Source organism: Candidatus Harpocratesius sp. (assembly GCF_054039255.1).
In genome coordinates, this window is the sequence record NZ_JBPLBG010000006.1 from 78,900 (window position 1) to 102,790 (window position 23,891).

Annotated in this window: 28 protein-coding genes and 1 tRNA gene; 21 read left to right on the forward strand and 8 right to left on the reverse strand. The window is 30.1% G+C overall.

What is annotated here, in order from left to right:
• Positions 1 to 134: 134 nt before the first annotated feature.
• Together ACXLDF_RS00820 and ACXLDF_RS00825 are read left to right on the forward strand one after the other, a co-directional pair.
• Positions 135 to 1,133 carry a hypothetical protein gene (locus tag ACXLDF_RS00820; protein ID WP_457556586.1) on the forward strand — a complete coding sequence of 333 codons (999 nt, stop codon included), beginning with the start codon at positions 135 to 137 and terminating at the stop codon, positions 1,131 to 1,133.
• Between the two features lie 48 nt (positions 1,134 to 1,181).
• Positions 1,182 to 1,508, forward strand: a complete 327-nt coding sequence (locus ACXLDF_RS00825; RefSeq protein ID WP_457556587.1) for a hypothetical protein — start codon at positions 1,182 to 1,184, stop codon at positions 1,506 to 1,508.
• 416 nt (positions 1,509 to 1,924) lie between these two features.
• Here ACXLDF_RS00825 and ACXLDF_RS00830 read toward each other — a convergent pair whose 3' ends face one another.
• On the reverse strand, positions 1,925 to 2,146 hold the full coding sequence (locus tag ACXLDF_RS00830; RefSeq protein WP_457556588.1) for a hypothetical protein: 222 nt from the start codon (positions 2,144 to 2,146) through the stop codon (positions 1,925 to 1,927).
• A gap of 65 nt (positions 2,147 to 2,211) precedes the next feature.
• On the reverse strand, positions 2,212 to 2,487 hold the full coding sequence (locus tag ACXLDF_RS00835) for a hypothetical protein (RefSeq protein ID WP_457556589.1): 276 nt from the start codon (positions 2,485 to 2,487) through the stop codon (positions 2,212 to 2,214).
• Between the two features lie 210 nt (positions 2,488 to 2,697).
• Between ACXLDF_RS00835 and ACXLDF_RS00840 the strand changes: the two genes are divergently transcribed.
• A complete protein-coding gene (locus tag ACXLDF_RS00840) occupies positions 2,698 to 3,159 on the forward strand; it encodes a hypothetical protein (RefSeq protein WP_457556590.1) in 462 nt (153 codons plus the stop codon).
• 435 nt (positions 3,160 to 3,594) lie between these two features.
• A complete protein-coding gene (locus ACXLDF_RS00845; RefSeq protein ID WP_457556591.1) occupies positions 3,595 to 4,704 on the forward strand; it encodes an L-threonylcarbamoyladenylate synthase in 1,110 nt (369 codons plus the stop codon).
• 86 nt (positions 4,705 to 4,790) lie between these two features.
• Here ACXLDF_RS00845 and ACXLDF_RS00850 read toward each other — a convergent pair whose 3' ends face one another.
• Both ACXLDF_RS00850 and ACXLDF_RS00855 read right to left on the reverse strand, forming a co-directional pair.
• Positions 4,791 to 5,447, reverse strand: coding sequence for a YkgJ family cysteine cluster protein (locus ACXLDF_RS00850; RefSeq protein WP_457556592.1), 657 nt, complete (start codon positions 5,445 to 5,447; stop codon positions 4,791 to 4,793).
• 149 nt (positions 5,448 to 5,596) lie between these two features.
• The gene (locus ACXLDF_RS00855; protein WP_457556593.1) at positions 5,597 to 6,358 is read right to left on the reverse strand and encodes a hypothetical protein; all 762 of its coding nucleotides are present in this window, start codon (positions 6,356 to 6,358) and stop codon (positions 5,597 to 5,599) included.
• Positions 6,359 to 6,435: 77 nt separating this feature from the next.
• On the opposite strand from ACXLDF_RS00855, the gene ACXLDF_RS00860 reads away from it, so the two are divergent.
• Complete coding sequence (locus tag ACXLDF_RS00860; RefSeq protein ID WP_457556594.1) at positions 6,436 to 8,148, forward strand: B12-binding domain-containing radical SAM protein; 1,713 nt, start codon at positions 6,436 to 6,438, stop codon at positions 8,146 to 8,148.
• A 70-nt stretch (positions 8,149 to 8,218) separates the two neighbouring features.
• A complete protein-coding gene (gene serS / locus ACXLDF_RS00865; protein ID WP_457556595.1) occupies positions 8,219 to 9,496 on the forward strand; it encodes a serine--tRNA ligase in 1,278 nt (425 codons plus the stop codon).
• Here the strand turns inward: serS and ACXLDF_RS00870 are convergent.
• Positions 9,485 to 9,712, reverse strand: a complete 228-nt coding sequence (locus ACXLDF_RS00870; protein WP_457556596.1) for a hypothetical protein — start codon at positions 9,710 to 9,712, stop codon at positions 9,485 to 9,487. The genes serS and ACXLDF_RS00870 overlap by 12 nt on opposite strands.
• A 177-nt stretch (positions 9,713 to 9,889) precedes the next feature.
• Between ACXLDF_RS00870 and ACXLDF_RS00875 the strand changes: the two genes are divergently transcribed.
• The 7 genes from ACXLDF_RS00875 to ACXLDF_RS00905 all read left to right on the forward strand — a co-directional run bounded on the left by ACXLDF_RS00875 (position 9,890) and on the right by ACXLDF_RS00905 (position 14,057).
• On the forward strand, positions 9,890 to 10,582 hold the full coding sequence (locus tag ACXLDF_RS00875) for an ADP-ribosylation factor-like protein (protein ID WP_457556597.1): 693 nt from the start codon (positions 9,890 to 9,892) through the stop codon (positions 10,580 to 10,582).
• 160 nt (positions 10,583 to 10,742) lie between these two features.
• Positions 10,743 to 11,327 carry a 50S ribosomal protein L15e gene (locus ACXLDF_RS00880; protein ID WP_457556598.1) on the forward strand — a complete coding sequence of 195 codons (585 nt, stop codon included), beginning with the start codon at positions 10,743 to 10,745 and terminating at the stop codon, positions 11,325 to 11,327.
• A 108-nt stretch (positions 11,328 to 11,435) separates the two neighbouring features.
• Entirely contained in the window at positions 11,436 to 11,942 is a 507-nt protein-coding gene (locus tag ACXLDF_RS00885) for an RNA-binding domain-containing protein (protein ID WP_457556599.1), read from the forward strand.
• A 6-nt stretch (positions 11,943 to 11,948) separates the two neighbouring features.
• Positions 11,949 to 12,764 carry an RNase P subunit p30 family protein gene (locus ACXLDF_RS00890; RefSeq protein ID WP_457556600.1) on the forward strand — a complete coding sequence of 272 codons (816 nt, stop codon included), beginning with the start codon at positions 11,949 to 11,951 and terminating at the stop codon, positions 12,762 to 12,764.
• A gap of 20 nt (positions 12,765 to 12,784) precedes the next feature.
• A complete protein-coding gene (locus ACXLDF_RS00895) occupies positions 12,785 to 13,150 on the forward strand; it encodes an Rpp14/Pop5 family protein (RefSeq protein ID WP_457556601.1) in 366 nt (121 codons plus the stop codon).
• Positions 13,151 to 13,231: 81 nt separating this feature from the next.
• Positions 13,232 to 13,693, forward strand: coding sequence for a hypothetical protein (locus ACXLDF_RS00900; RefSeq protein ID WP_457556602.1), 462 nt, complete (start codon positions 13,232 to 13,234; stop codon positions 13,691 to 13,693).
• Positions 13,694 to 13,760: 67 nt separating this feature from the next.
• The gene (locus tag ACXLDF_RS00905) at positions 13,761 to 14,057 is read left to right on the forward strand and encodes a hypothetical protein (RefSeq protein ID WP_457556603.1); all 297 of its coding nucleotides are present in this window, start codon (positions 13,761 to 13,763) and stop codon (positions 14,055 to 14,057) included.
• A gap of 257 nt (positions 14,058 to 14,314) precedes the next feature.
• Here the strand turns inward: ACXLDF_RS00905 and ACXLDF_RS00910 are convergent, their stop codons facing one another.
• A complete protein-coding gene (locus ACXLDF_RS00910) occupies positions 14,315 to 14,821 on the reverse strand; it encodes a hypothetical protein (RefSeq protein WP_457556604.1) in 507 nt (168 codons plus the stop codon).
• Positions 14,822 to 14,969: 148 nt separating this feature from the next.
• Here ACXLDF_RS00910 and ACXLDF_RS00915 point away from each other — a divergent pair, with 148 nt between their 5' ends.
• From ACXLDF_RS00915 to ACXLDF_RS00935, 5 genes are all read left to right on the forward strand, one after another.
• Positions 14,970 to 16,169 carry an inositol-3-phosphate synthase gene (locus ACXLDF_RS00915; RefSeq protein WP_457556605.1) on the forward strand — a complete coding sequence of 400 codons (1,200 nt, stop codon included), beginning with the start codon at positions 14,970 to 14,972 and terminating at the stop codon, positions 16,167 to 16,169.
• Positions 16,170 to 16,343: 174 nt separating this feature from the next.
• Complete coding sequence (locus ACXLDF_RS00920; protein ID WP_457556606.1) at positions 16,344 to 17,516, forward strand: hypothetical protein; 1,173 nt, start codon at positions 16,344 to 16,346, stop codon at positions 17,514 to 17,516.
• A 156-nt stretch (positions 17,517 to 17,672) separates the two neighbouring features.
• Positions 17,673 to 18,395 carry a TIGR02253 family HAD-type hydrolase gene (locus ACXLDF_RS00925; RefSeq protein WP_457556607.1) on the forward strand — a complete coding sequence of 241 codons (723 nt, stop codon included), beginning with the start codon at positions 17,673 to 17,675 and terminating at the stop codon, positions 18,393 to 18,395.
• 42 nt (positions 18,396 to 18,437) lie between these two features.
• Positions 18,438 to 18,758 (forward strand): peptidylprolyl isomerase, encoded by a 321-nt coding sequence (locus ACXLDF_RS00930; protein WP_457556608.1) that lies wholly within the window; start codon positions 18,438 to 18,440, stop codon positions 18,756 to 18,758.
• Between the two features lie 257 nt (positions 18,759 to 19,015).
• Positions 19,016 to 19,954 (forward strand): transcription initiation factor IIB, encoded by a 939-nt coding sequence (locus ACXLDF_RS00935; RefSeq protein WP_457556609.1) that lies wholly within the window; start codon positions 19,016 to 19,018, stop codon positions 19,952 to 19,954.
• 136 nt (positions 19,955 to 20,090) lie between these two features.
• On the opposite strand, the gene ACXLDF_RS00940 is transcribed toward ACXLDF_RS00935, so the two are convergent.
• Positions 20,091 to 20,196 (reverse strand) — tRNA-Arg (locus ACXLDF_RS00940).
• A 152-nt stretch (positions 20,197 to 20,348) separates the two neighbouring features.
• Here ACXLDF_RS00940 and ACXLDF_RS00945 point away from each other — a divergent pair.
• On the forward strand, positions 20,349 to 20,897 hold the full coding sequence (locus tag ACXLDF_RS00945) for a hypothetical protein (protein ID WP_457556610.1): 549 nt from the start codon (positions 20,349 to 20,351) through the stop codon (positions 20,895 to 20,897).
• A gap of 92 nt (positions 20,898 to 20,989) precedes the next feature.
• Here the strand turns inward: ACXLDF_RS00945 and ACXLDF_RS00950 are convergent, their stop codons facing one another.
• Positions 20,990 to 21,400 carry a roadblock/LC7 domain-containing protein gene (locus ACXLDF_RS00950; RefSeq protein WP_457556611.1) on the reverse strand — a complete coding sequence of 137 codons (411 nt, stop codon included), beginning with the start codon at positions 21,398 to 21,400 and terminating at the stop codon, positions 20,990 to 20,992.
• Positions 21,401 to 21,597: 197 nt separating this feature from the next.
• Here ACXLDF_RS00950 and ACXLDF_RS00955 point away from each other — a divergent pair, with 197 nt between their 5' ends.
• Both ACXLDF_RS00955 and ACXLDF_RS00960 read left to right on the forward strand, forming a co-directional pair.
• Positions 21,598 to 22,935 carry a coiled-coil domain-containing protein gene (locus tag ACXLDF_RS00955; RefSeq protein WP_457556612.1) on the forward strand — a complete coding sequence of 446 codons (1,338 nt, stop codon included), beginning with the start codon at positions 21,598 to 21,600 and terminating at the stop codon, positions 22,933 to 22,935.
• Positions 22,936 to 22,998: 63 nt separating this feature from the next.
• Positions 22,999 to 23,829 carry a phospholipase D-like domain-containing protein gene (locus ACXLDF_RS00960; RefSeq protein ID WP_457556613.1) on the forward strand — a complete coding sequence of 277 codons (831 nt, stop codon included), beginning with the start codon at positions 22,999 to 23,001 and terminating at the stop codon, positions 23,827 to 23,829.
• The last annotated feature ends 62 nt before the right edge of the window (positions 23,830 to 23,891 follow it).

Sequence of the window (23,891 nt, forward strand, 5' to 3'; positions counted from 1 at the left end):
ACTAAAAAATCCATCTGGCTATTTCTTGTATATAATAATGTTTGATATTTCAAGTACTTATAAGTTCTTGCTTTATTTCTTTGGGTGATTTTAATTAGTGTTTATTCTTTTATTTATTTATCAAGTGGCTTAAAATGAAAAAAAAAAATATTGAAAATTTAATCGCAATTTTTTGGGGTTTTAATTTTATTTTTCTTTTAGTTTACGCTATAATAATATCTTTAATTGATTTGATAAAAAAGAGTAAAGAAAAAATCTATGATGATCCTGATTATAATCGTCAATTTAAAATTTTGATAAGTGTTCCTTCGATTACTTTAATACTTTTTTTACTAAATTCGCTTATAATTCATATAGCAAATGGAATTTTTATTGTTTCAACTATAATCATCTATCAAATTGGAATTCTTTTTTCTGTGGGATTAATTCTTCTTTTTCCTAAAGAAATTATGATTTTATTTGACAAAAAGGTCAAAGGTATACTTCCCAGCTTTAAACAATTTGGATTTTTTATTTTAATCGATATTGGTGTTGCTATTCTTTTTATTTCAACCTGGCGAATTTTATATGAAAGTGTTTCTCTCTTTATTTTTAATTTAATTTCCATGTTTGCACTTTCATTATTAGTATATCGATACTATTTAGTATATAAGATGGAAAAAAGTAAGTTACAAGATCTTATGGAAGTTGAAGAACTTCTGGAATATAAATCGACAAATTATGCAAAATTAAGGAAAAATATTATTCAATTACAGGAAAAAGTTAATGGATTAATCGATGATAAAAAATTTGAAAAAGCAATTGATTATTTAAAAATCATTCAGAAAAAATCATCTCAACTTATAAACATATCAAAAAAAATGAAAAAACGGGAAAATATTTCTGAAGCTACTATATTATTGAAAAAAACTAATAAAAAACGCTATATAGCCGAGCGAGAAAAAGATTTTTTGAAGATTAGAGAATTACAAGAATCCTTATCAAGTTTACAAAATCAAGACCAAGAAAATCAAAAAAAAATTGAAATTGAACTTAATAAACTCTTGAATAAAAGAATCAATTCAGCTAAGAAAATGCATATGCAAAAAGATATTGAAAAATTCTCAGAAATAAAAAAGTATTTGAAATCTTAGTCGCTCTATTTTTTAATTTTGATCATTCTAAAAAAGGATATTTTAAAAATGGCCCAATTTTTCAAGAAGGAATATCAAACTGCTGCTCTCATAATTATTCAAAAATATGGTATTTTATCACCTGAAATCTTGCAGCATGAATTAAAAATAAAGTTTGAAAATGCTCAAAAATTGATTGATTTTCTTTTTATTCAAGGTTTTATTAAAGAAAAAATATATAAAAAGGATTCAATGGAAAATTCTATAACCATGAATATCTGTCAAAATGGTTGTAAAGGTTGCCCATTTAATTCTATCTCTCAGTGTTCAATCTCAAAATCTAGAAAAAATTATTTTTTGACAGAAAAAGCTCTAAGCTTTATAAAATCATCCTAAACTAAAAATTCATTCATTTTCGTTGTTAATTCTTTTGCTTTTTCTAATATTATTAATCATATTCATCTATTCACAAGTTATTTGCTGTTATCTTTATTAAAAATTTTCATTAATTAAAATCAATTTCTAACAAAGAGAAAAAGGGTTGTATTTCCATTGGAAATTGTAAAATATAAAATATATTTATTATAATAAATATTAATTAATAAAATTAAAGCCCCATTAATAGCTTACTTCATTATTTTTAAATATTATTAATTATCTACGCATAATATGTTAAATGAAATATAAAAATTTTATATTCCACTGGAAATCAAACCCTTCCAAATGTAATTTCAGAAAAAGTAAATTGCTAATTGAGGGTTTCTTAACATTTGTATTTTAAAAAACACTCAATTATATCTTTTAATTTGTAGTTATGATTTATGTGATTTTTTAATTGAAAATATGATTTCTCTTTGCATTATTTTTTTTATATAGGTTTGTCTTAAATTATTGTAGTTTTCCATACGGGCATACGGATCCTGCTTTAAGTATATGCTGCTGGTATTAATAGGAGATTTTTTTAAAATTTTTTGACATTTGTCGATTTCTTTTTTATAATCGAATTTTTCAGGAAAGGAGTCCATATAGCCCATTGATCACATCTCTGTCTGATTTACATAATATTTTTTAAAGGGAAATAAAGATAAAAAAAAACAAATTATTCTTCTGTTAATTTAAAAAAAACCAAAGGTCTTCCACGAGAATTGGTTGGGCGGGAAAATTTCTTAATTAAATTATAATTATTTAATCGCATCAAATTATCATATACAGTTGTTCTGGGAGATCTTACTCGCTTTACTAGTTCGGCTCGGGTCATTGGACCATTTTTTTCCAAAACTTCAATTAATTCTTTTTGTAGTGGACTAAAAATCATTCCATCTTCAAATTTTGATAAATCTACCATCATCAACACACTCTTTTTTATCATTGTCATTCATGAGTATTATCTCAAAGATATGTATAAGAACATCGATATTTTTGAGATGTATCTTGTTAGCAACAATAAGCTACTAATAAGCAACTCATTCATTATATTTATATAGGTGTATTGCATATATAAATATGTCGGTTATTATCGGATTGACATGATTTAATTCGATTATTATCGGATTAATAAATATGATCTTACAGGAAATGAATAAAAATGCCCTCTGCACAAAAATCTAAATCCCAATCTTCACAAATGGAAAAAGATACTCAGAAGATTTGGATTACATTAACTACTAAATATGCAGAGATTTTAGACATTTTGGCTGATGATTCACCTGATAAAGTAAGATCAAATCGCAAATCTGTATTAATTGAGAAAATGGTAGATGAGTATTTAGAAAAACACGAAAAGGAATTACATGATGACGGTAAATGGGATAAAATAATCAGTGTAAGAAAACGGGCAGCCGATAAACTTGAAAAAAGTATTCAGGAAAAAATTGTTTATATTGATAATTATTTACCCAATTATCCTGAACTTAATAAAATTATGGATGTGTGGCAAAGAGTTAGATCTGTTGAAGATATTGAAGCAATAGATAAAATTTATTCAAAAGTTGAACAGCTACGAACAAGAGATAGCCAAAAACTTGATCAACTTTTAGCTGAAATATAATTAATTTCAGTTGCTAATTAGCAACACTAGTTCCTTCGCACTTTATTAATATTTTTTAAATAAAATAGCGATGTTAAAACATTCAAATTATTTAATAATAATACTAAATGTTATTTTTAGAAAATTCTCGCAGTTCTTACTTGATTTTATTCAAAATATTGACTATTATATTATACTTTTAATTTGGGGATTGATATTTTTAGGAGTTTTTAGCTTCTTCTGGACATTTTTTCAAAAAATTAATTCAGAATTGAAAACATCAGCATTTATTGCTAGATTATTCATCAGTTTTCTTATATTTTATGTAGTCTGGATGCTTTCTATTATGTTAAATCTTAAATTATTCACTCCATTAACTTCTGAATAATTTTTCTAATTTTGGTATTAAGAAAAGAGTGAAAAGTTTTTTTTCATTAATACTTATGGAATTTGATAATGTGCAATCCTTCATTCATCACAAAAGTTATTAAAATTGATCCTGAAAAAATAAATAATCATGATTTACGTGAAGCAGTGATTATACTTCAGAATGAAGGAATTGTTGCATTTCCCACAGAAACTGTATATGGATTAGGGGCATCTGCTTTTTCAGAAAAAGCTATAAAAAAAATTTTTAGAGCTAAAGGTCGTCCTTTAGATAATCCCCTTATTGTTCATATAGATTCAATGGAAATGTTGGAGTCAATCGTTTTAGAAGTTCCAAAGAATGTTAGGTCTTTATGTGAAGAATTTTGGCCAGGTCCATTAACAATTCTTTTCCAAAAAAATTCCAAAATTCCTGATTGTGTTACTGCAGGACTTCCAACAGTAGCTATTCGGATGCCATCAAATCGGATTGCTCAACGTTTAATTCATTTATCTGGTCTTCCTTTGGCAGCTCCTAGCGCAAATATTTCAGGTAAACCAAGTCCTACTTCACCTTCTCACGTTAAAGATGATTTTGATGGAAAAATTCCTTTGATTATCGATGGAGGTCAATGTCAAGTTGGAGTAGAATCCACCGTAATTAATGTAAATAGTATTCCTCCACTAATCCTTCGACCAGGTGGACTAGATTATGAAGAATTGCGAAAATTTATTCCTGATTTGAAAATATATGATAAGCATTATAAAAATAAAGATTTAGAAAAACATCCAAGTACTCCAGGTTTAAAATACAGACATTATTCACCTAGTGCTCGTGTAATTCTAATTGAACAAAATCAACAAAATATGCAATCAGTTATCTTTGAAATACTAAATTCTTTTGCTCAAAATATGAGTGAAATTGGCTATATTCATACAAATCCTGAAATAGTTCTTGAAGCTCTATATTTAGAAAAATTGGGATATAATTTCGTTGATTTGACTAAAAAAGCATTAAAAACCATTGTAATTGAAAAAGAAATCTATGCCAACGTAGCTCAAAAAATTTTTTGGGCTTTACGAATGTTAGATTCAAAAAAAGTCAAGTATATTGTTGTTGAGGGAATTTCAGAGCAGTATTCAGGATTAGCAGTGATGAATCGGTTAAGAAAAGCAGCATGGAAAATAATAAAAAAGTAAGTGATTAACAAACAAATAATTAATAAAAAATTGTCATTGAATGATAGATAATTGATTGATTCATAAGAAATAGATAAAATTAGAAATTATTTTTTCATTTGCTGCCTCATCATTTCTTTTTCAATTCGTTCCCGTTCTTCTGGTGGCATTTTTTCTAACTCTTCCATAAATTTTTGCTGAGCTTCCATCAATTCTTGTAAAATGAATGGTTGAAATGCTTGTGATAAAATTGGCATTGCTATTCTCATTTCTGTCAATTCCTTATTCATTCTTTTTGCCAAGTCTCGCATTTCCAACTTTGCTTCTTTAGTCATTTCTCCATTTCCAATTCCAGGACATTCATCAGCATTAACAACCATAAATTTGCTTCCATCATATTCTAATGGATAGGTTCTACAACTCAATGGGCGATTTGAATATATTAAACATTCTTTCTTTTCCTTATTAAATAATGGACAGGAAAGATCTTCTTCTTTTTTCTTCTTTTTATCTTTCTTGTCTTGCTGGAGAAAAGCGTATGGATCTTGATCTTTACGAGCTAAAACTAAGTCTACTGTTCCTTGTGGTGTTTTAAGGAATTTTAAATAGGGCATCATATTTGCAACAACGTTATTTTTTGCCCACATTATTAAATCACTCATAACTAAAGGAATTGGACCTCTTTTTGCACAGCAAGTTCCACATCTGGTGCAGTTAAATACAAATTTTTGTTTTCTTGGAGCTGAATCTGCTTCACTACTCATTCACATCATCTCTAAATGATTATTTATGATAATTACTGATTTTCTATATACTATACTATATAATTAAGGAAGTCTAAGTCATCGAAAAATAAAAAATTTATTAAAATAAATCGAAATAATGCAAAAACAGACAAGTATATTAATATAACTTACCAAAATTCGAGTAAAACAGAGAGAAAGCTAATAAGAAGGGTTGCTCCTAAGGGAATGATTAAATCATCAAATTTTGAGGGGCTAATTAGTTCCAATAAGGTAGATATAATACTTAATGATATACTATATATCACAATTTCGTCAAAGTGTAATAAATCTGAATTTCCAAGAAGCCATTGGCCAAAAAAGAAGAAGGAAAAAAACGAAAAACCTAAAGCGACTAGGAAAAATGCTAAACTTCCTTCTAAAGTTCGCTTATTTCCAACCCATGGAATATTAATATGGTGTTTTCCATATTTTTTACCAAAAAAGGATGCAGAAGTGTCCGCAAACATCATTATTAAGATAGAAGCGATTGGAAAGTAATATTTGGATGGAAATAATGCAAAAATAAACATCAATATTGTAATGGATAAACAATAAGCAAAAGGTCCTTGAAGATAGCCTACATTTAATTCTTCTGCTTCACTTATAGCCTCAAAAAGTTCTCGGAGTGGCTTAGTTTTGCTTTTTTCCTTACTTTCTCTAGTTAAAAGTGTCATCAGAAGTGCGATAAAGGTTGCAATAATTGGATATTTTAAATAAGGAGCGATAAAAATAGCTAATCCAGAGAAACTATGAATTAGCTTTCTTGCTGTGTATTTTGAGATGATTTTTCTTTCTTTAAGCATTTTTGGGATCAAAATAGTTACTGCAACATAAGCTAATGCGAAAAAAGTAATTATAATATCAGTTTTAATTGTAATACTTGAAACCATTAAATTTTCTCCTAAGTAAAAATATCTATCTCTTTAAAAAAAATTCTTTATACGTTCGTATTTTATTATGTATATCTATGGGGATTCGAGTTTTAATTATTGATTGCTTAACTGCTGGGAGAGGTAAGCGAGAATTTACACGTGATTTTATTGGATCAGGTCCGCGATATGTCTCTGGATTTATTGAAATGATCAGTAAAAAGATGGTACAGTGCAATCTTGTCAGAAGTGATTATATTTTTCAAGAAAATTCTCATTTTTTGGAGAAATATCCAATTATTGGTTTTTCAGCCATGACAATGGATATTCCAGTTGTAAAAAAAATATTAACCAAATGGAAAAAAGTACATCCCCAATCTGAAAATAGACTCTCTTTTTTGGGTGGACCTATAACATGTGATGAATATATACTAAAGCAAATATCGGTAGATTTTGCAATAATTGGGCAAGCAGAATTAGCACTCCATTCAATCTTTTCACAGAATATAGAAACCCTAACAAAATCGCTTATAAACACACAACAGGATAATCAAAATCAGACATCAATCAAAAAATCCTGGAAAATTGATTTACTGACTGAAATTCTTGGAATCACCTATTTTAATCCAAAAAATCAGCGGGTAATCTTAAATACAATGAAATCCAAAGAAATTCGAAAAGAAATTTTGCAGTGGTTTAAGAATGGAACAGGATTTCCTGAAAAAATTATTAATTATCCGGATTATGCATTTTCACGAATTTATGTTGAATGTTTGCGAGGATGTTCAAATTTTCGTCGGACATCTTTAAAGTTGTTTAATGGAAATCAATGTAGTGATTCAAATTGCCAAATCTGTCGAAATTTTTCCTTCTCAACAATATTAAATTGTCCAGTGGGAATTCCTCCTGGATGCGGGTTCTGCTCCACCATAAATCAATTTGGATGGGTTGTTTCCCGCAATATTAAAAAAATTATAGAAGAAGTAAATTACTTAATCAAGATAGGAGCAAAACGAATTGTTCTTGGAGGGCCTGATATTTTAGATTTTTATAGGGATCGTGTAGTTGAAGAACCCCTAATCAATCCGAACCATCCTGAACCAAATTACCGTGCTTTGGAAACTTTGATTAATGGTCTATTAAAAAATCCAAAAATTAAGAACCATGAAGTTCAAATCTTTTATGAAAATGTAAAAGCCAGTCTTTGTACCGAACGTGCATTGACTATTTTAAGTAAAATACCATCTCCAATATTCTCCATAGGTTGTGAAACTGGTTCCAGTAATTTTGCTAATATTCTTGGAAGACCAAGTGACCCTAAAAAAATAGTTAGCGCTGTTAAGAAAGCTTTAGCTAAAGGTATTCGAGTGCATGTGTATTTTATTCATTCTCTTCCTGGTGATACTCCGAAATTTGCAAGAGAAACCTTAAAATTAATTAAGGATTTCATGATTCTGAATATAGATAAAATAACATTATATAAATATCAAGAATTACCTGGATCTCCATTTTGGAAAATTTCAGAGAAAATAACACCCCCAACTAAAGAGATTCAGAGCATATATAAGCAAATTAAGCGATTGGTAATCAGTTTTAATAAATCTAAGAAATTGCAAATAATTGGTGAAGAATTTAGAGTTTATCTCACAGAAATTAATCAACAATACCCATCTGATGCAATGGGATGGATTTTAGAAGGGGGTCCAAAAGTTTCAGTTGTCAATGGATCAAAATATATTGGCAGCTTTCAAAATGTGAGAATTATCAAGGTGTTAAGCGATCGTCTTGTACTCGCTGAAATTTTAAAATAGGTTCGATTCAAAAGATAAAAAAAATTGAAAAGAATCCGAAAATTACATAATTTGAGTTGAAAAAAATAGAATGCTGGATATCAAACTTTTCAGAGAAAATCCCGATATAATTCGCGATTCGGAAAAAAAACGTTTTCGATCAATTGAAAATGTTGAAAAAGTAATTGAATATGATAAAAAATGGCGCGATGTATTGCAAAAATTACAAGATCTGCGTGCTGAACGTAATAAGATATCAAAATCATTTAAAGTTGTGATTAAAACAAACCCGGAGAAATTACAAGAATTAAAAGAGCGTTCGTCTGAAATAAAAAATGAAATATCAAGGCTTGAACCGTTAGTTAATGAATATCAAGAACAAAGAGATTTATATCGATATAAAGTAGGAAATATTTTAATGGATGATGTTCCAATAGCGGAGAATGAAGAAGGAGACGAAATTATACGTAGATTTGGTGTTATCCCCCAATTTTCTTTTGTTCCATTGAATCATGTAGAATTGGTTAATAAAATTGACGGTGTTGAATTAGAAAAAGCTTCAGTTGTGTCTGGTTCACGCTCATATTACTTAAAGGGTGATTTAGTTTTATTAAATCTTGCACTACTTAGATTTGCGCTTGATATTTTAATTGAAAAGGGTTATACTCCATTTTGGACTCCTTTCATGATGAAACGTGAGATTATGGCTGAAGCTGCTGAATTGCATGATTTTGATGAACAATTATATAAGATTGAAGGTGAAGATCTATATTTAATTGCTACAAGTGAGCAGACTCTTGCTGCATTACATCGTGGAGAAGTTTTAGATGAACGTAGCTTACCTCTAAAGTATTGTGGGATATCAACTTGCTTCCGCCGAGAAGCAGGATCACATGGAAAGGATACTTTAGGGATATTCCGGGTGCACCAGTTTGAAAAGATAGAACAATTTATTTATTCTATACCTGAAGAATCCAAGAAATTACTAGATGAACTGATTGCAAATGCGGAAGAAATATATCAAAAATTGAAGATTCCTTATCGAATTGTAAATATTGCAAGTGGAGAATTAAATGATAATGCTGCGAAGAAGTACGATTTAGAAGCCTATTTTCCTGCCAGTCAAGCATTTCGAGAATTAGTAAGTTGCTCAAATTGTACAGATTTTCAAGCGCGTAAATTAAATATTCGATGTGGAGTATTAGGAGATAAAGAGAGTTATAGATCTCTCCATACTTTGAATAGCACAGCTATTGCCACTGAACGAACAATTTGTTGCATTTTAGAGAATTATCAACAAGAAGATGGTACTATCAAAATTCCTGATGTATTAGTACCTTATATGAATGGAAAAAGATTAATTGGTTAATTCTTTTTGACATTCGTCACAAATAGGATTCTTTTCTTCAACATATACTGGTTCACCGCACATATGACAGTACATAGCAATATTATCAGTTCCCGAAAATCGATTACAAGCATTACATGCGGTACCACATATAGCACAATAGGGATTTTTTGGATTCCATTGAATTTTTACTCCACATTGAATACAGAACCCTTTTTTTTCTTGATTTAGATTCATAAGTTTTCCTTCGATTTGTTTATTTGATCTAAAAAGTTTATAGGTTAAAAAAAAATATGATTATTAAGGTTAACTAATTATAAAAATGAGAGATAAATCTTTAAAGATCGTTAATTATTAGTTAATTATTCTTATCTTTGCAAAAACTTAGATTTCTTTCACTGGGGTTTAATATAAATGGTTCGGCTAAATAAAAGCGGGGAAGTTTTTGTCAAATTACTTTATTGGGGTTGTGCTGGAAGTGGTAAAACTACAGCTGTTGACAGTCTTTATAAATTATGTAAAGAAAAATACAATGATATGGTTGAACCAACAGGTACTTTAACAAAAATAGCGATGGCCAGTGGATCAACACTTTATTTTGATAGAGGAATCTTTCAATCAAAAAAAGAAAACCAGATTTTTTACCATGTCTATACAACCGCAGGACAAGCACGATTCAGTCCATTACGGAAAAAAATTTTTACTGGAACAGATGGAGTAATATTAATTTTTGATGCACAACGAAACCGATTAAATGATAACATTGATGCTTTAAAGGAGTTAAAGAACGTCGCTAATGGAAAACTGATCTCTGAAATACCTCTTCTTGTAATGGTCAATAAACAAGATTTACCTAATACAATGAAGAAAAAAGAAGTAGAAGAGATATTAATTCAAGAAAATCTATTTTATCCCCCTTCTCATCCTTTACATATGTGGAACCCTATTGTATATGAAACAATTGCTCTTTATGAAAATGCGATGAATGTTTATCAAGTTTTTTCTGAACTAGCGCGCAGAACAGCAATTTATCAAGCAATTGGTGATGGAAAAGCACCAGATACCACAAAACCTGTAAAATTATCAAAGAACGTTCCTGATTTATAATAGAAGAAGAATGGCACTTTTTTGATTCTTGCTTTTCATTTTGAGTGGAAAATGAATCCTATTAAATTTTTTGACTAATTGAAGTTCACACAAGAATCGTAAAATTATTAATATTTGTCGATTTTTACCACATATTAGCAAGTTCGAGTCGAAATGTATTATGGTCAAATCCGGATATAGTTATGTTTCACAAACTTTTAAGCAACATGAAGAATCTTATCAATCCGAATATTGGAAACGAATGATAAAACTTCGACGAGGCCCCACTACTATACGTTTAGAACATCCAACTAATGTTGCTCGTGCTCGCTCATTGGGATATCGTGCCAAACAAGGTTATGTGGTAGCTGTCACCAAAGTGCGTCGTGGGACCTTACACAAAATTCGGCCAAAAATGGGACGTAAACCTGCGAATTTAGGAGTTCGCCGAATTACACCTAAAAAATCCTTAAAATGGATAGCAGAAGAGAGAACTGCAAAAAAATTTACAAACTTAGAAGTTCTAAACTCCTATAAAATAGGATCTGATGGAAGAAGCCACTTCTTTGAAGTCATTTTGGTTGATCCTAATCATCCTGTAATTAAAAATGATCCTAAAATTAATTGGATTGGGCAATCTAACAATCATTCTCGTGTTTATCGGGGTTTAACTTCAGCAGGAAAGAAATCCCGAGGATTACATCGTAAAGGGAAAGGGACAGAAAAAATCCGACCATCTCTTAGAGCAAATCGGAATCTACACTGATTTCTTATCTCTTTTATTCCCTTATCTCTTCTACTTTTCTTTTTTCTTCTTTCCACTATATAAATTGTCAAAATAAGGTTAATCTATCATAGGAGGGTAATTCTTTAAATGACTGAATCATTAGATAATACAAAATTTCAAAATCAACCCAATTTCAAAATCCGATTGATAGAAATAAAAACTTTCATTCATGCTACTGAATCTTTAGAGAAAATTATGTCGATATTTCAAGATAACTTTGAAAATAAGGATATTCAAGCTAATATTGAGATAGATCACTGTCAAGGGACTCACGGACAAAAAATATTCCCTCTTGTTATTCAATTTTCAACTCAAAAATTAATTAAACAATTTCTATCCTTCTTAAAAGAAAAAATGACTGATCAAAGCAAACATCAATTAAATTATGAATTAGATCGGCGTTTAGATCCAAAATTTAAGTTATTTTTACGATTTGATAAACAACAAGCGATTATAGGTCAATTTTCTTTAGTAAATCATTCTGATGTATTTCAGATCATTATATATTTTTATAATAAAAATCCAAAAGTTCCTATTAATTCCCAATATATTAAAAAATATTTACGGGAAAATGAACTAATTCTTGATAACTAATTCTTGATGTGTAAAAAAATAACACGATGTGCAGTCATGTTTATAAATAGTTTTATTCCATGGAATGCTGATCTCTCAGAATTTCAGAAAAATTTGCAATTTCTATATAAATGCGGTTATCAGGGGGCTTTTGTGAATGTTTCTGATTCAAAACAATATAAAGAATTTATTGATTCTGAATTTTTTCCAAAAAAACGCCCTGAAATATCATTTCCTATTGAAATATCAAGTCTTAATGCCTATAAAAAAGACTCTTCACCAATAGTATTATTTCCTCGGATTACTTTAGAACCAGCTAATATTCAAGCATTAAAACAGGAATTGAATCAGTGGGTTTCAAGAAGATGTGTAATTGGCGTTCAGTCAAATAGTAAAGAAATACTTGAAGTCGCAGCTCGTGACGGAAGAGTTGATATGATTACTCTACCCTCTCTTCTTTATTTAAAGGATCTATCGAAAGGAATTTTATCATTATTAAAACAAAATGGAATATATTTGGATATTCATTATAACGAACTTATCACCAGTTACGGGAGCAAACGTACGAGAATTTTGCGTAATTTATATAAATTATTTAAACAAGCAAAACCTTTTTCTTATAAATATATTATTGGAACAGGACAACATCCTTCTAAAAAGCAAGTTGAATTCTTAAGAGGTCCTCGAGAAATCGGGGCAATTTTCATCTCATTATTGGATTTGCCAGAAAAACATGTAAAATCGATACTAAGAGAGAATATTGAAGCTTTAGCATTGTTATTTGTAAAAAGAGATCAACATGTATTTATTCAACCAGGAGTGGAAATTATAAATAAAGAATGAATCATTCTGGAGAAAATTAAATGAAATACATAAGACAAAGATACGTTTTATTTGAAATACTTACTCCATCTGAATTTGAAAAAGTTCATATTTCTCCCGATCAAATTATTCGTGAATTGTGGAATCAAGTTCAAAATTTATACGGACAAAAAGGGACATTTAAAGCAGGGCTTTGGATGATAAGATGGGATCCTGAGCATCGTATTGGAATTATTCGCTGTGATAATGTATCAAAATGGGAGCTTATTGCAAGTATGGCATTTGTTTCAAAAATTAACCGAATCCCCGTTATATTTCATTCTCGTAAAACTTCAGGAACTATTAAGAAAACATTGAAAATTTGGCGCAAAATATTTAAAAGTATTCCACCCTCGCGTGATAAATAATTTAAGTGTAGAATTTTCATCATTTAGTCACTTGATCACAAAATGCTAAGAAAAATATAACTAAAAGTCGATATGATTAATATGAAACGGGATCGATACCCCACTAATTCACCTAATACTCCAATCACAAATGGTTTTTTAATTTCAATTTCTGAATATTATAGTTTATTACGATCATCTGAATTACCTCGTTTATATGATGAATTCTCCTCAATTCTTTGCGTTTATGCCATTTATCCCCGTCTTTCGCGTATCACTTGTTATCCTGGTAATTTTTCTGCAGTTTATAAAATTTATCTAGAGTTTCAAGAAGATGGTCTTCTTGATTATCAAGTACATTCTCAGCAAATCAGTTCCTATAATGTAATTCATACAACGGGATTAAGTAAGCATAATTCGCATTACTCAGTTGAATATTATGTGGAAGGCTCAGAAGAACAAGAGAAATGGGATAAATTTAAAGATATTATTGATCTCATTAATTTAAGTAGAACAACTTTGCGATGCAGTGGAGAATTTATACGTTTTCAAGATCATTCATAGAATGATTAAATTTTTTTTTTATCATATATAATTATTATTAGAACGATTCAAATTTTGGTTAAATATTATGCATCCTGCTGACTATTCTGATGGAACTTCATTTGAAACACATTATGACGTAGAAGAACTAAGAAGTTATAAGTATATTTTGGGTGAATTTGGCGTTCAAATGCTCTTAGCGGTCGCTAGGGGAGCAGAAAATAAAACTTCAATTCAAATGCTTTCTGGAGTTCCTCATGCATGCATTACTGGAAGGATGCCAGTTCTTCTTAATTTAAAATTATTAAAACAAGAAGGAGAAGATCTCTTTAAGTTAACTTCTAGAGGGCATGAATTTTTAAAATGTATTAAAGAATGTTTTTAAGGATATAGTAATTTGTAATTAAGTGAACTATTCTATTAGTGACAATTTTCATTATTTTTAATTTATAATTTTTTTAGGCAATGATGATCCTATGACAAATGAGCGAACGCAATGACATTGTCGCCCCACGCTGAGCCTAATTCTTTTATCACAGTGCGAATAAGTTTTTGTCTTTAACACTTTGATTTCATCAAAATTTTTTAGTTTAAAGGCAAAGAGTGATTTTTATTCTATTAATCGAATTAATATTCATTTCCTTAGATTTTAATAAAAGAGATATTTTCCATGATTTTTTGAAGTCTCTTTTCAAGGAAATTCACACGATCTTGTAATTGAAAAATTTGATAAATCAAAGATTGATATGAGGATTTTCCAAATACATGCATATCTAATATTAAAATAACATAACTATTAAGCGAAAGATGTCCTTTTTTTTCTATCAACGAATTTTTTATTGATTCCTCTATCCAAATTACCTTTTCTATGTTTTTTTTTAAATTTAGTCGTTTTATTTGTTCAGATTGTGTAGATCGCTCGGAATCTGATATTTCTTTAGAATTCTCTTTAATTTCATTGGATTTTTCTTTTGGATACAAAGGTGTTTCACCAGGAGCAGGAAGGTTTTTAAGGGCTTCTCTTATCCATTGACTAAAATTTGTGAAGAATAATGAATTAATTTTGCTGTCCTTTAATATTTCTTCCCATAATTTATATTTTCTAAGGGGAATATAGAGTTTTAATCGAACCATAATTGATGAAGACAAAATTTACTCACCTTAATGTAAAATGCTTATTATGAATAATGAAATTTCCTATATTGATCCTATTTTGGGATCATTGAAAGATAAATCTTTTTTTATCATATTTGAAATAATCTGGTAACGCTTGTTTATTGTAAAAATAGGGTGAATTATGATGGATGAGAAAAATATAATAGAAAAAATTGCAGAACAATCAGAAATGACTATCGGTGATAGCATAGCTCCTCCTCAAACTTCTGAAAAGAGAGAAATTCGCGTTGCTATTGCAGGATTAGGGAATTGTGCAGCAGCCTTAGTTATGGGGACTGAATACTATAAAGACATTAGTCCTGCAGATTCATATATAAAAGGATTGATGAATCCAAGCATTGGTGGTTACCTATATCGAGATATTAAAATTGTTGCAGCATTTGAGATTAATTCTTTGAAAATTGGCAAAGACGTTGCTGATGCAATATATGAACCACCAAATGTAGTCCAACCCATTATTCCTCATGAAAAAATGCCTAAATTAGGGGTAGTTGTCCAACCAGGACCAATATTAGATGGTTGCGCTTCTCATATGGTTGAAAGTTTTTATTGTTATGATCCAAATAAGATTCAACCATGTAATGTTGCTCAAATTTTAAAAGATGCAAAAGCAGATATTTTAGTTAATTTTCTACCTGTTGGATCATATCATGCTTCACGTGCTTATGCTCAAGCGGCTATAGATGCTGGATGTGGTTTTATAAATGCAATTCCTGAATTTATTGTAAGTGAGCATGTTGAAGGAGATATTGATTGGGTAGCTGAATTCGAAAATGCAGGACTACCTTGTGCTGGAGATGATATTAAAAGTCAAGTTGGTGCTACAATCTCTCATAGAGTATTAACAAAACTGTTTTTAGATAGGGGAGTAATTGTAAAAAATACCTATCAATTAAATATTGGGGGTAATACGGACTTTGAAAATATGAAAATGGAAAGTCGACTAACAACTAAGCGTAAATCTAAAACTAGTGCAGTTACAAGTGTTCTACCTTATAACATTGATTGTAGAATTGGACCATCTGATTATGTCCCCTTTTTACGAGATAAAAAAATCTGCTATATACGAATTGAAGGAGAAACATTTGGTGGACTTCCCTTAATTGCTGATATGAAACTTCGTGTTGAGGATTCACCAAATAGTGCAGGAGTTGTCTGCGACATCATTAGAGTCATGAAATTAGCTCTTGATCGAAAAATTTCTGGTCGTCTCGAATCAATAAGCTCTTTTTCTTTCAAACATCCACATATTCAACCACCATCTGATGTCATTGCTAAGCAATGGGTCAAAGAATTTATCGAAGGTAAGCGTGATCGATAAAATATTTTTATAATTATCTCAAAAGAAGAATAGCAATATTTTTTCATTATCTTTTTTGGTGCGAATAAGTTTTTATGATATTATTTTTTAATATAATATTCTAAGGAATATTTATTTAAGCTCTCTCGGAATTAAAATTATATAGGATATAAAATAAAGATATGAGCCATTATTATGCAAGCATCAGTCGCCATTAGCTATTTTCATCGAAAAATTGGACCAATTGTATTCTATGCCTTTCCAGAGGAAATTCTAACTGAAGAAGATAAAAGTCGATTAGCAGAGTTCATGGATCAAATTTATGAGGATGGATTTTTTACGCATAAATTTGGAAATCTTGCCTCAATGAATTATTATTTCGAAATTGAAAGTGAATGGGCTCGTGGAAACAAAGAAATGTTAATGGTTTCTTTTGTGATAGATAAGATTCCCACTGAATTAGAAGAAGCAATTTTTAAAGAATTTACACAAGAATTTGCTGAAAAAATGAAAAAAAAAAGCAATCTCTTTAAAGCATTCTATAACTTAGATGATTCTCAAGTTTCTGAAAGTGATTATCCTGAAATTAAAGAAAATATTTCAGATATTCGTTTTTGGTTAAAAGAATTATACTGGTTGGGGATTGACGAATTAAGAGAACGAACTGAAGAAGAAAAGTGGGCTTCTGTTATGAGTAAAACTGAGATTTTCAAAGTAATAAAGAAACTTTCTAAAGGACCCTTAGCACTTGAAGATTTACAAAAATGGTTTAAAGTTGTATTTCCTAACTATTCTTTAGAAAAAATAATAAATGAACTTGAGGAACAGAAATTTATTTTTATTAACTCTATTGGACAAGAAACATATGTTTTGTTAGTCAAAGAAGTCTCAATAATGCGCGTTCCACCTAATTGTGTAATTGATTTAGAAGAGGATTCACCTGAAATGGCTGATCTTACTGAAATTTACATTAATGAGGTTAGAGATTTTTTTGAAACATATTCTCCGAATTCAATGGATTCATTAGAATTATTTAACATTTTTGATGATCCAAAGAAATATATAATTATTACACAATTAAGAAATGGACCACTTCCAAAAGAAAAAATTCTTTCCCTCTATTCAGAAAGTTCATCAAAATTAATGCTTCAAAATTTAGAATTTCTTAAAGAAAAGAATGTTATCCAAGATTTCTCTTATGCAGGTGAGCATCTTTTTCTTTTAAAGACAGATATCATTTTAACTGCAAGCTTTCCTAAATACTTGAAACAATTATTACCTAAAGAAACTAAAGGATATGTGGCACGAGCATATTCATACCGTAGTATTTCGCCAGATTTCGATAGTTCTTCAAAAGAGAGTTTATAAAAATTTTTTCTCTTATTCATAGCTGAGAGAAAATATAAATAAATTAAATCTTATTAATGATTTTACAATCAAGTGTGATCTATTTTTTCTTAAAAATAAGTATGATTCTTATATAACCCCGTTTTATCTCCATTGTAAATAATAAAGGTGTAAAAATTGATTAAATGCGTGGCATTTGATTTGGATGATACTCTGTTCAATGGGACTTTATTAGTAGAAAAAGCGAGAAATGCTTCAGTCCAAATGATGATTAATTATGGGCTTCCAGTTCCAGAAGATTATGCTACGCAGATGTTGAACGAAATTGTTCTTGAATTTGGTAGTAACAGCGAATTTCATCTCGATAATTTGCTTATTAGATTACAAAACGATCCAAAAATCCAATTAAGCCTAAATTTTAATATAAATAAATTTGTTGCTGCAGGAGTCATGGGTTATCATCGAGAAAAAGTTAAGCATTTTCATCTATTTAAAGATGTGGCTAAAACTTTACAAAAATTACGTGAAAAAAATATCCGAACAGCAATAATTACTGATGGATCTCCTAAAAAGCAGTATGAAAAGATTTTGCGTTTAAAACTTGAAAATCTGGTCGATGAAATTGTTATTTCTGATGAGGTAGCTGTTCGTAAACCACATCCTTTACTATTTAAGTTATTTTTAAATAAGTTTCATTTACAACCCAATGAAGTTATTTATATTGGTGATCGGATTGATAAAGATATAAAACCAGCCAAAAAAGTTGGAATTATTACTGTTCTCATTCATCGTGGTACAAAATATGATCCAAATATCACGAAAGAGAAATTTTCAGTAAAACCAGATTACCACTTAAACAATTTATATGATCTCTTCTCTATAATCGAAAAATATAATTGAAATTAATTTTTTTAATGTATTAACAAATAAAGGTAGAAAACAATGGGAAAACCTTCAAATAAAAGTCGAGCTGGTGGTGCACCGATTCGTAATGGTAAGATGAAAGCATCACATATTTTGGTGAAGAAATTGAGTTTAGCTCAACAAATTCGAGATGAATTAGATGCAGGGGCGAATTTTGCTGAAATGGCCAGAAAATATAGTGAATGCCCCAGCAAAAAAAAAGGCGGAAATTTGGGTGAATTTCCGAAAGGTAAAATGGTTGATGGTTTTTGGAATGCCTGTACACGCCTGCAGATAAATCAAATTTCTGAACCAGTAAAGACCCAATTTGGTTATCATATCATCAAACGGACGAAATGAGAAGAATAGAAAAACACCAAATTTGGAAAATTTCTAAAAACATAAAAAAAAATTGGAAAATTTCCAAATAATAACATCTAAAAATTGGAAAAAATACAAATAAATAAATCTGCGGATATTTTTTTTACAACTTTTAAATATTCATTCTGAATTCATACATATAGTGTTCATAAAAATTTGCCAATTTTTTATTAACATCGTTTTCAATTTGTTCTTCGAATGGAATTCGAAAGTAACTTTGGAAGGAACCAGAAACCATGAATGACACTACAAACTTTAAATCTTCATATAATTCATCTTCTTTGTTGGGAGATATTTCACAATGCCCTGAATGTAATTCTTATAATATAATTGTTGATCAAGCTCGAGGAGAAAATGTCTGTGCTACCTGTGGCTTAGTTTTATCTCATCATATTATAGACAATGCCAGAGAAGGTCGCCGAGCATTTTCACAAATTGAAAAAAGTAAACGCGATCAAACTGGAAGTCCTGTATCATCCCTACTACCAGATCTTGGATTATCTACTGTAATTGATACTAGTTCTCAATTATCTCATCGCATGAAGCGAATTATTAAATGGAACACACGAATGAGCTGGAGCAACCGCAATATGCTCATTGCTGCCACTGAAATTAAACGTATCGGAGGGCTCTTAAATTTACCACTTAGGGTAAAAGAATATGCTGCAAAAATTTACCGTCGGGCTTTTAAATTAAAACTTTTACGGGGCCGTTCGATTAAAGCTATGGTAGCAGCATGTCTTTATTATGCCTGTCGATCCGAGCGAATTCCACGAACTCTCCAAGAAATTTTGAAATTTTCTGATAGTAACCCACGTGATGTGCGGAGAGCATACCGTACTATTATACGTGAGCTAAAATTATCAGTACCTGCTTTAGATCCTATATTATTAGTTCCAAAATATATTACATCTTTGCAATTAAACAATGATGTTGAAAAAACCACAATAAAAATAATTAATCATTATCGCAAACGCTACAATGTTGCAGGTCGAGATCCAAAAGGAATACTCGCTGCAGCAATATATGTTGCTAGTTTATATCACCAACAACCACGATCACAGAGTAGAATTGCTAAAACTGTAAAAGTAACTGAAGTAACCTTACGTAGCCGTTTTAAAGAAATCAACCGATTCGTAAAAATTCCTGCTGTTCCTACTCTTCATGCACGATAACACAAGCATTTCATTTTTCACTTTTTTTACTTTTTTTAAAAAAGCTTATTCGCACTTAAAGAAATTCTTTGAATGATAAGAAATATTAAAAAATCGAGGATAGGAATAAAATTTTATCAATGTCTTGAAAAAATAGCGGAACCGACAGGATTCGAACCTGTGAGGTGCCAGATTAGAAGTCTGGTGCCATATATACCCGAAAAAAACTAAATTGTTTTTTCACCTGGCTAGGCAACGGTTCCTTGTTTGTACTATAAATTTTACCTTAACCTTAATTTAATAAAAAAAAATATTGCATTAATTTTGAATTTTTTGCTCGTTATTTTATATGAATCTCAAATTTTTTATCGAGCTTCAACTAATGTAAATACAAGAAGAAAAATGGTGATTGGGTGTGAAACTCGAAAAAGCTAATGAAACGGTTTGGGCAATAAGACGAAAGGATAAACCGGGGAAATTTATATGTCGTTCTACCGAAATGGGGGGGATAATTACGCGCGTATCCATTGCGTTGGAAAAGGGGGATGAATTAATTGAATTTGACATGTCTCCTCAAGAATTTCAGAGTTTTTTTGATATTTTAGTTAATTTTAAAACTCTAGTCGAGGCACCTCTTGAAGAAAATATTGAACCCACTTCAATTCAGAATCATTATATTCCTAACGAAGGAGCGATTGCAGAATCAAGGCCATGGACTCCATCAATAACTCATTCAGAGGAGGATGAGATTGAACAATTGATTAAAAATTTTTCCGATATAAGTCCACCAACAGTAAGTTCTTCAAAGCATTCTATCCAACGTTCAAGTCAAATACATCAAAAAATCCCAAAATCAAAAGTTAAAATTGGTTCAAAAATATCAGGTAGTGCAGTTCAAATTTCAAGAAATTCAAAAGCTTCAACTAAAGAACGTTTGAAAGAAACAGACTGGGATCCTTGGTAGTATTTATTATGTATTTTTTCTTTTAATTTTTTTTTTAATCTCTTTTGAATAAATCCTTAATTGCTTTTATAATTTCTAAGTATGAAATGTACTTATGCAATTGCTGGAAAATTAACTGCAATCCGTTGAGCTGCAATCCTAAAAATTTTTACTGTCTTCATTAGATTTTTAATATCTCGACCTGCGCCAATTAGAACAAACCTACCTGCATTTGTAACAACTATATATCCATTATCTGCACGAATGATAGCTTCAGAAAGGGGTTCTTCAAACATACTCATCATTCCCATTTTTCCTGTCATTACTAGTGCTGAGGCAATTCCACTTAAGGCATCACTGTCAACTTGATAAGTAGGGAGCGCAGCATAGGCAATTTGATATCCAGTGTCTGTGGTCAATGCGATTGCTTCAATGTTACAATTTGATGTTATATACGTAATTTCAGGTTCAAGTTTCAAAATATCTTCAGGGTTAAGTCCGATATCGCTACCGAATTGTGTCATACTGTTTCACCAATTTTTTGTGATCAAAAAGGTAGTTCTATAATATATATAATACTAAGTGTTTTGCCTAAATAAATCATCACACACACAATTATTTAATATGGGATGTTCAATACTTATTTATAACATAGTTATAATATTGCGCAAATTTAATCACTTTAATGTGCAATGGAAACTGAAAAAGGAACGAAATTAAAATGAGCCAATTAGAAGAGTTTCTTGAATTACAAGATAGAGTAACCAAGTTAGAAAATCTTTTAAAATCAAAAGAGAATGAAATTAGCGAAAAAGATGACAAAATTTTGAAATTGAGCGAGAAAATAAATCAACTAACTAATGATGCAGTAAAAGCTGCATCAGATACACGCCATTTTCGAAGTATGATGTCGGTTTTGGAAACAGATAAAAAAAATCTAGAACGAGAGCGTGATCGATTAATAAAAGAAGTAGATGCACTAAATACTCAACTAAAACAATTTGCTCATATGATTGAAACAACAAATCAGACGATTCAAGCGAAAGAGGAAATGCTTTTATCAAAAGAAAAGCAATTACAGTCAAAAGATCTTCTAATAGTTGAGAAAGATGAAAAAATTGAAGATTTCCGTCGTAAGTTTGATGAAATGTCAGAAGCAACTGAGAAATATCAAGCAGAGAAATTTGCTTTTATGGAACAACTTTCGAATGAGAAACTTGAATTAGTGGAGAAACTCGGAAAATTAGAGAGAGAATTAGAAGAAAGAGATCGTAAAATAAAAAACTTAAGGAAAAAAACTCGAGATGCTCAAGACGGGTTATTGGGAGCTTCATTAGAAATGGAGAAAATCAGGGAGGATTCTTCAAAAGCAGCCATGCAGCTCCAAGAAGCTAATCAAGAAATTGCACAGTTGAAAGAAGAATTGGAAAAGATGCAGCAAATAATCAATCAAACACCTGAACAACGAAAAGAATTGGCATTACTGAGAAAGATAAATGATGAAAGTTCAAAACCTGGGATTATTAAGAAATATAAAGAAAAATTAGCTTCATTGGAGCTAAAATTGAAAGAATGGCAAAAATTAGGTGCACAATCTGGCGTATCCAGCCCAATTGAGACACCAGAAGATCTTTTTGAGCGTGAAACAGGAACATATCATAATATTTCTACATTAATCACTCATTTTAAATTTCAAATGGCAAATGTAAATCGATCAATTCGTATTATATTACCTGAATTATCTTTTATTGAAGATTATGGATTAAAGGAGACATTATTTGATATTTCACCGATTGTCTTGAAAAATATTGCATGTAATGTCGATCAATCACGTGATAAAGCGATTTTAGATGAACTAAAAGAAAAGAATTTCAAAATTACAGACTACAAAGATACTAAGCTTTTTGCATTGACAATTGATAATGTAAACGCTGCTGTTGCTGTATATGATGAAGATTCAAAAACATTAACTGGATTATTCTCAAGTAATCCAGAATTAGTTAAACTTTTATCACAATCAATAATGACTCCATTTATAAAAGGAACAAAATTAAATTAGATTTATCGAAGAATATATTTTAAATGAGTTAATAACTAACATGATATATTAGGGGAAAAAAAAATGGAAGATCAATTGTCACTAATTTCTCAAAAAATAAAAGAGATTAACGAAAATTTTTCTAGATTTGGGGTTTACCTTTCTCAAAAGGATCAAATAATTCAATCTAAAGACGAAAGGATCCAAAGTTTAACAGAAAAATTAGTTTCTGCTTCAAAAGAAAAAGATGAAGCTTTATGGGCAAAAATTGAATTAATGAAAGAAATTGCAGCTGAACGTGAGCAAAAAAATAGAGAAATCACAGAATTGAAAATGCAATTACTTGAAAAAGAAGAAAAGATTAAGAAATTAAAGCAAAAGCAAAGACAAGCTCAAGATGGGTTAATTGGGACATCATTTGAAGTAGATCGAATGAAAAAAGAAGTAGCAGAAAAAGAGCGTAAAATCCAAGAAATTAAAGAAAAGGCAGACTCAGTTTCAATGGGCTTAACTGGAATCCTTTATGATATGGATATTGCGGTAGAATATCTTAAAGATCGGATAAAAAATGCCACGCGTTCTTTACGACTTGTAGTTCCAACAATGGAATTTTTAGAACAAAATGAAATTTTAGATATGTTAGAGCAACTTCCTGAAAGTTCAGTCATCAATATTGCTACTTCTTTGGATTTGAGTGAACATCAACCAATGATAGATTCGTGGAAAGAACGTGGATGGATAGTAACTAATTATCCCGGAAAGAATTTCTTTATGATAAGTGCTGACGGTTCAGATGTTTGCATTGCATTCACTTCTGGAGCCCAAATTTCTGGCTTTTATTCGAATATTTCAGATTTAGTAACGATTTTCAATCAAGCTTTAATGTATCCTTTCATAAAAGGACAGAAATTGTAATATATGAATAGTGACAATTTTTTTAAAATTTATTTTACTTTTTTTTCTTTATAGGCTTTTAG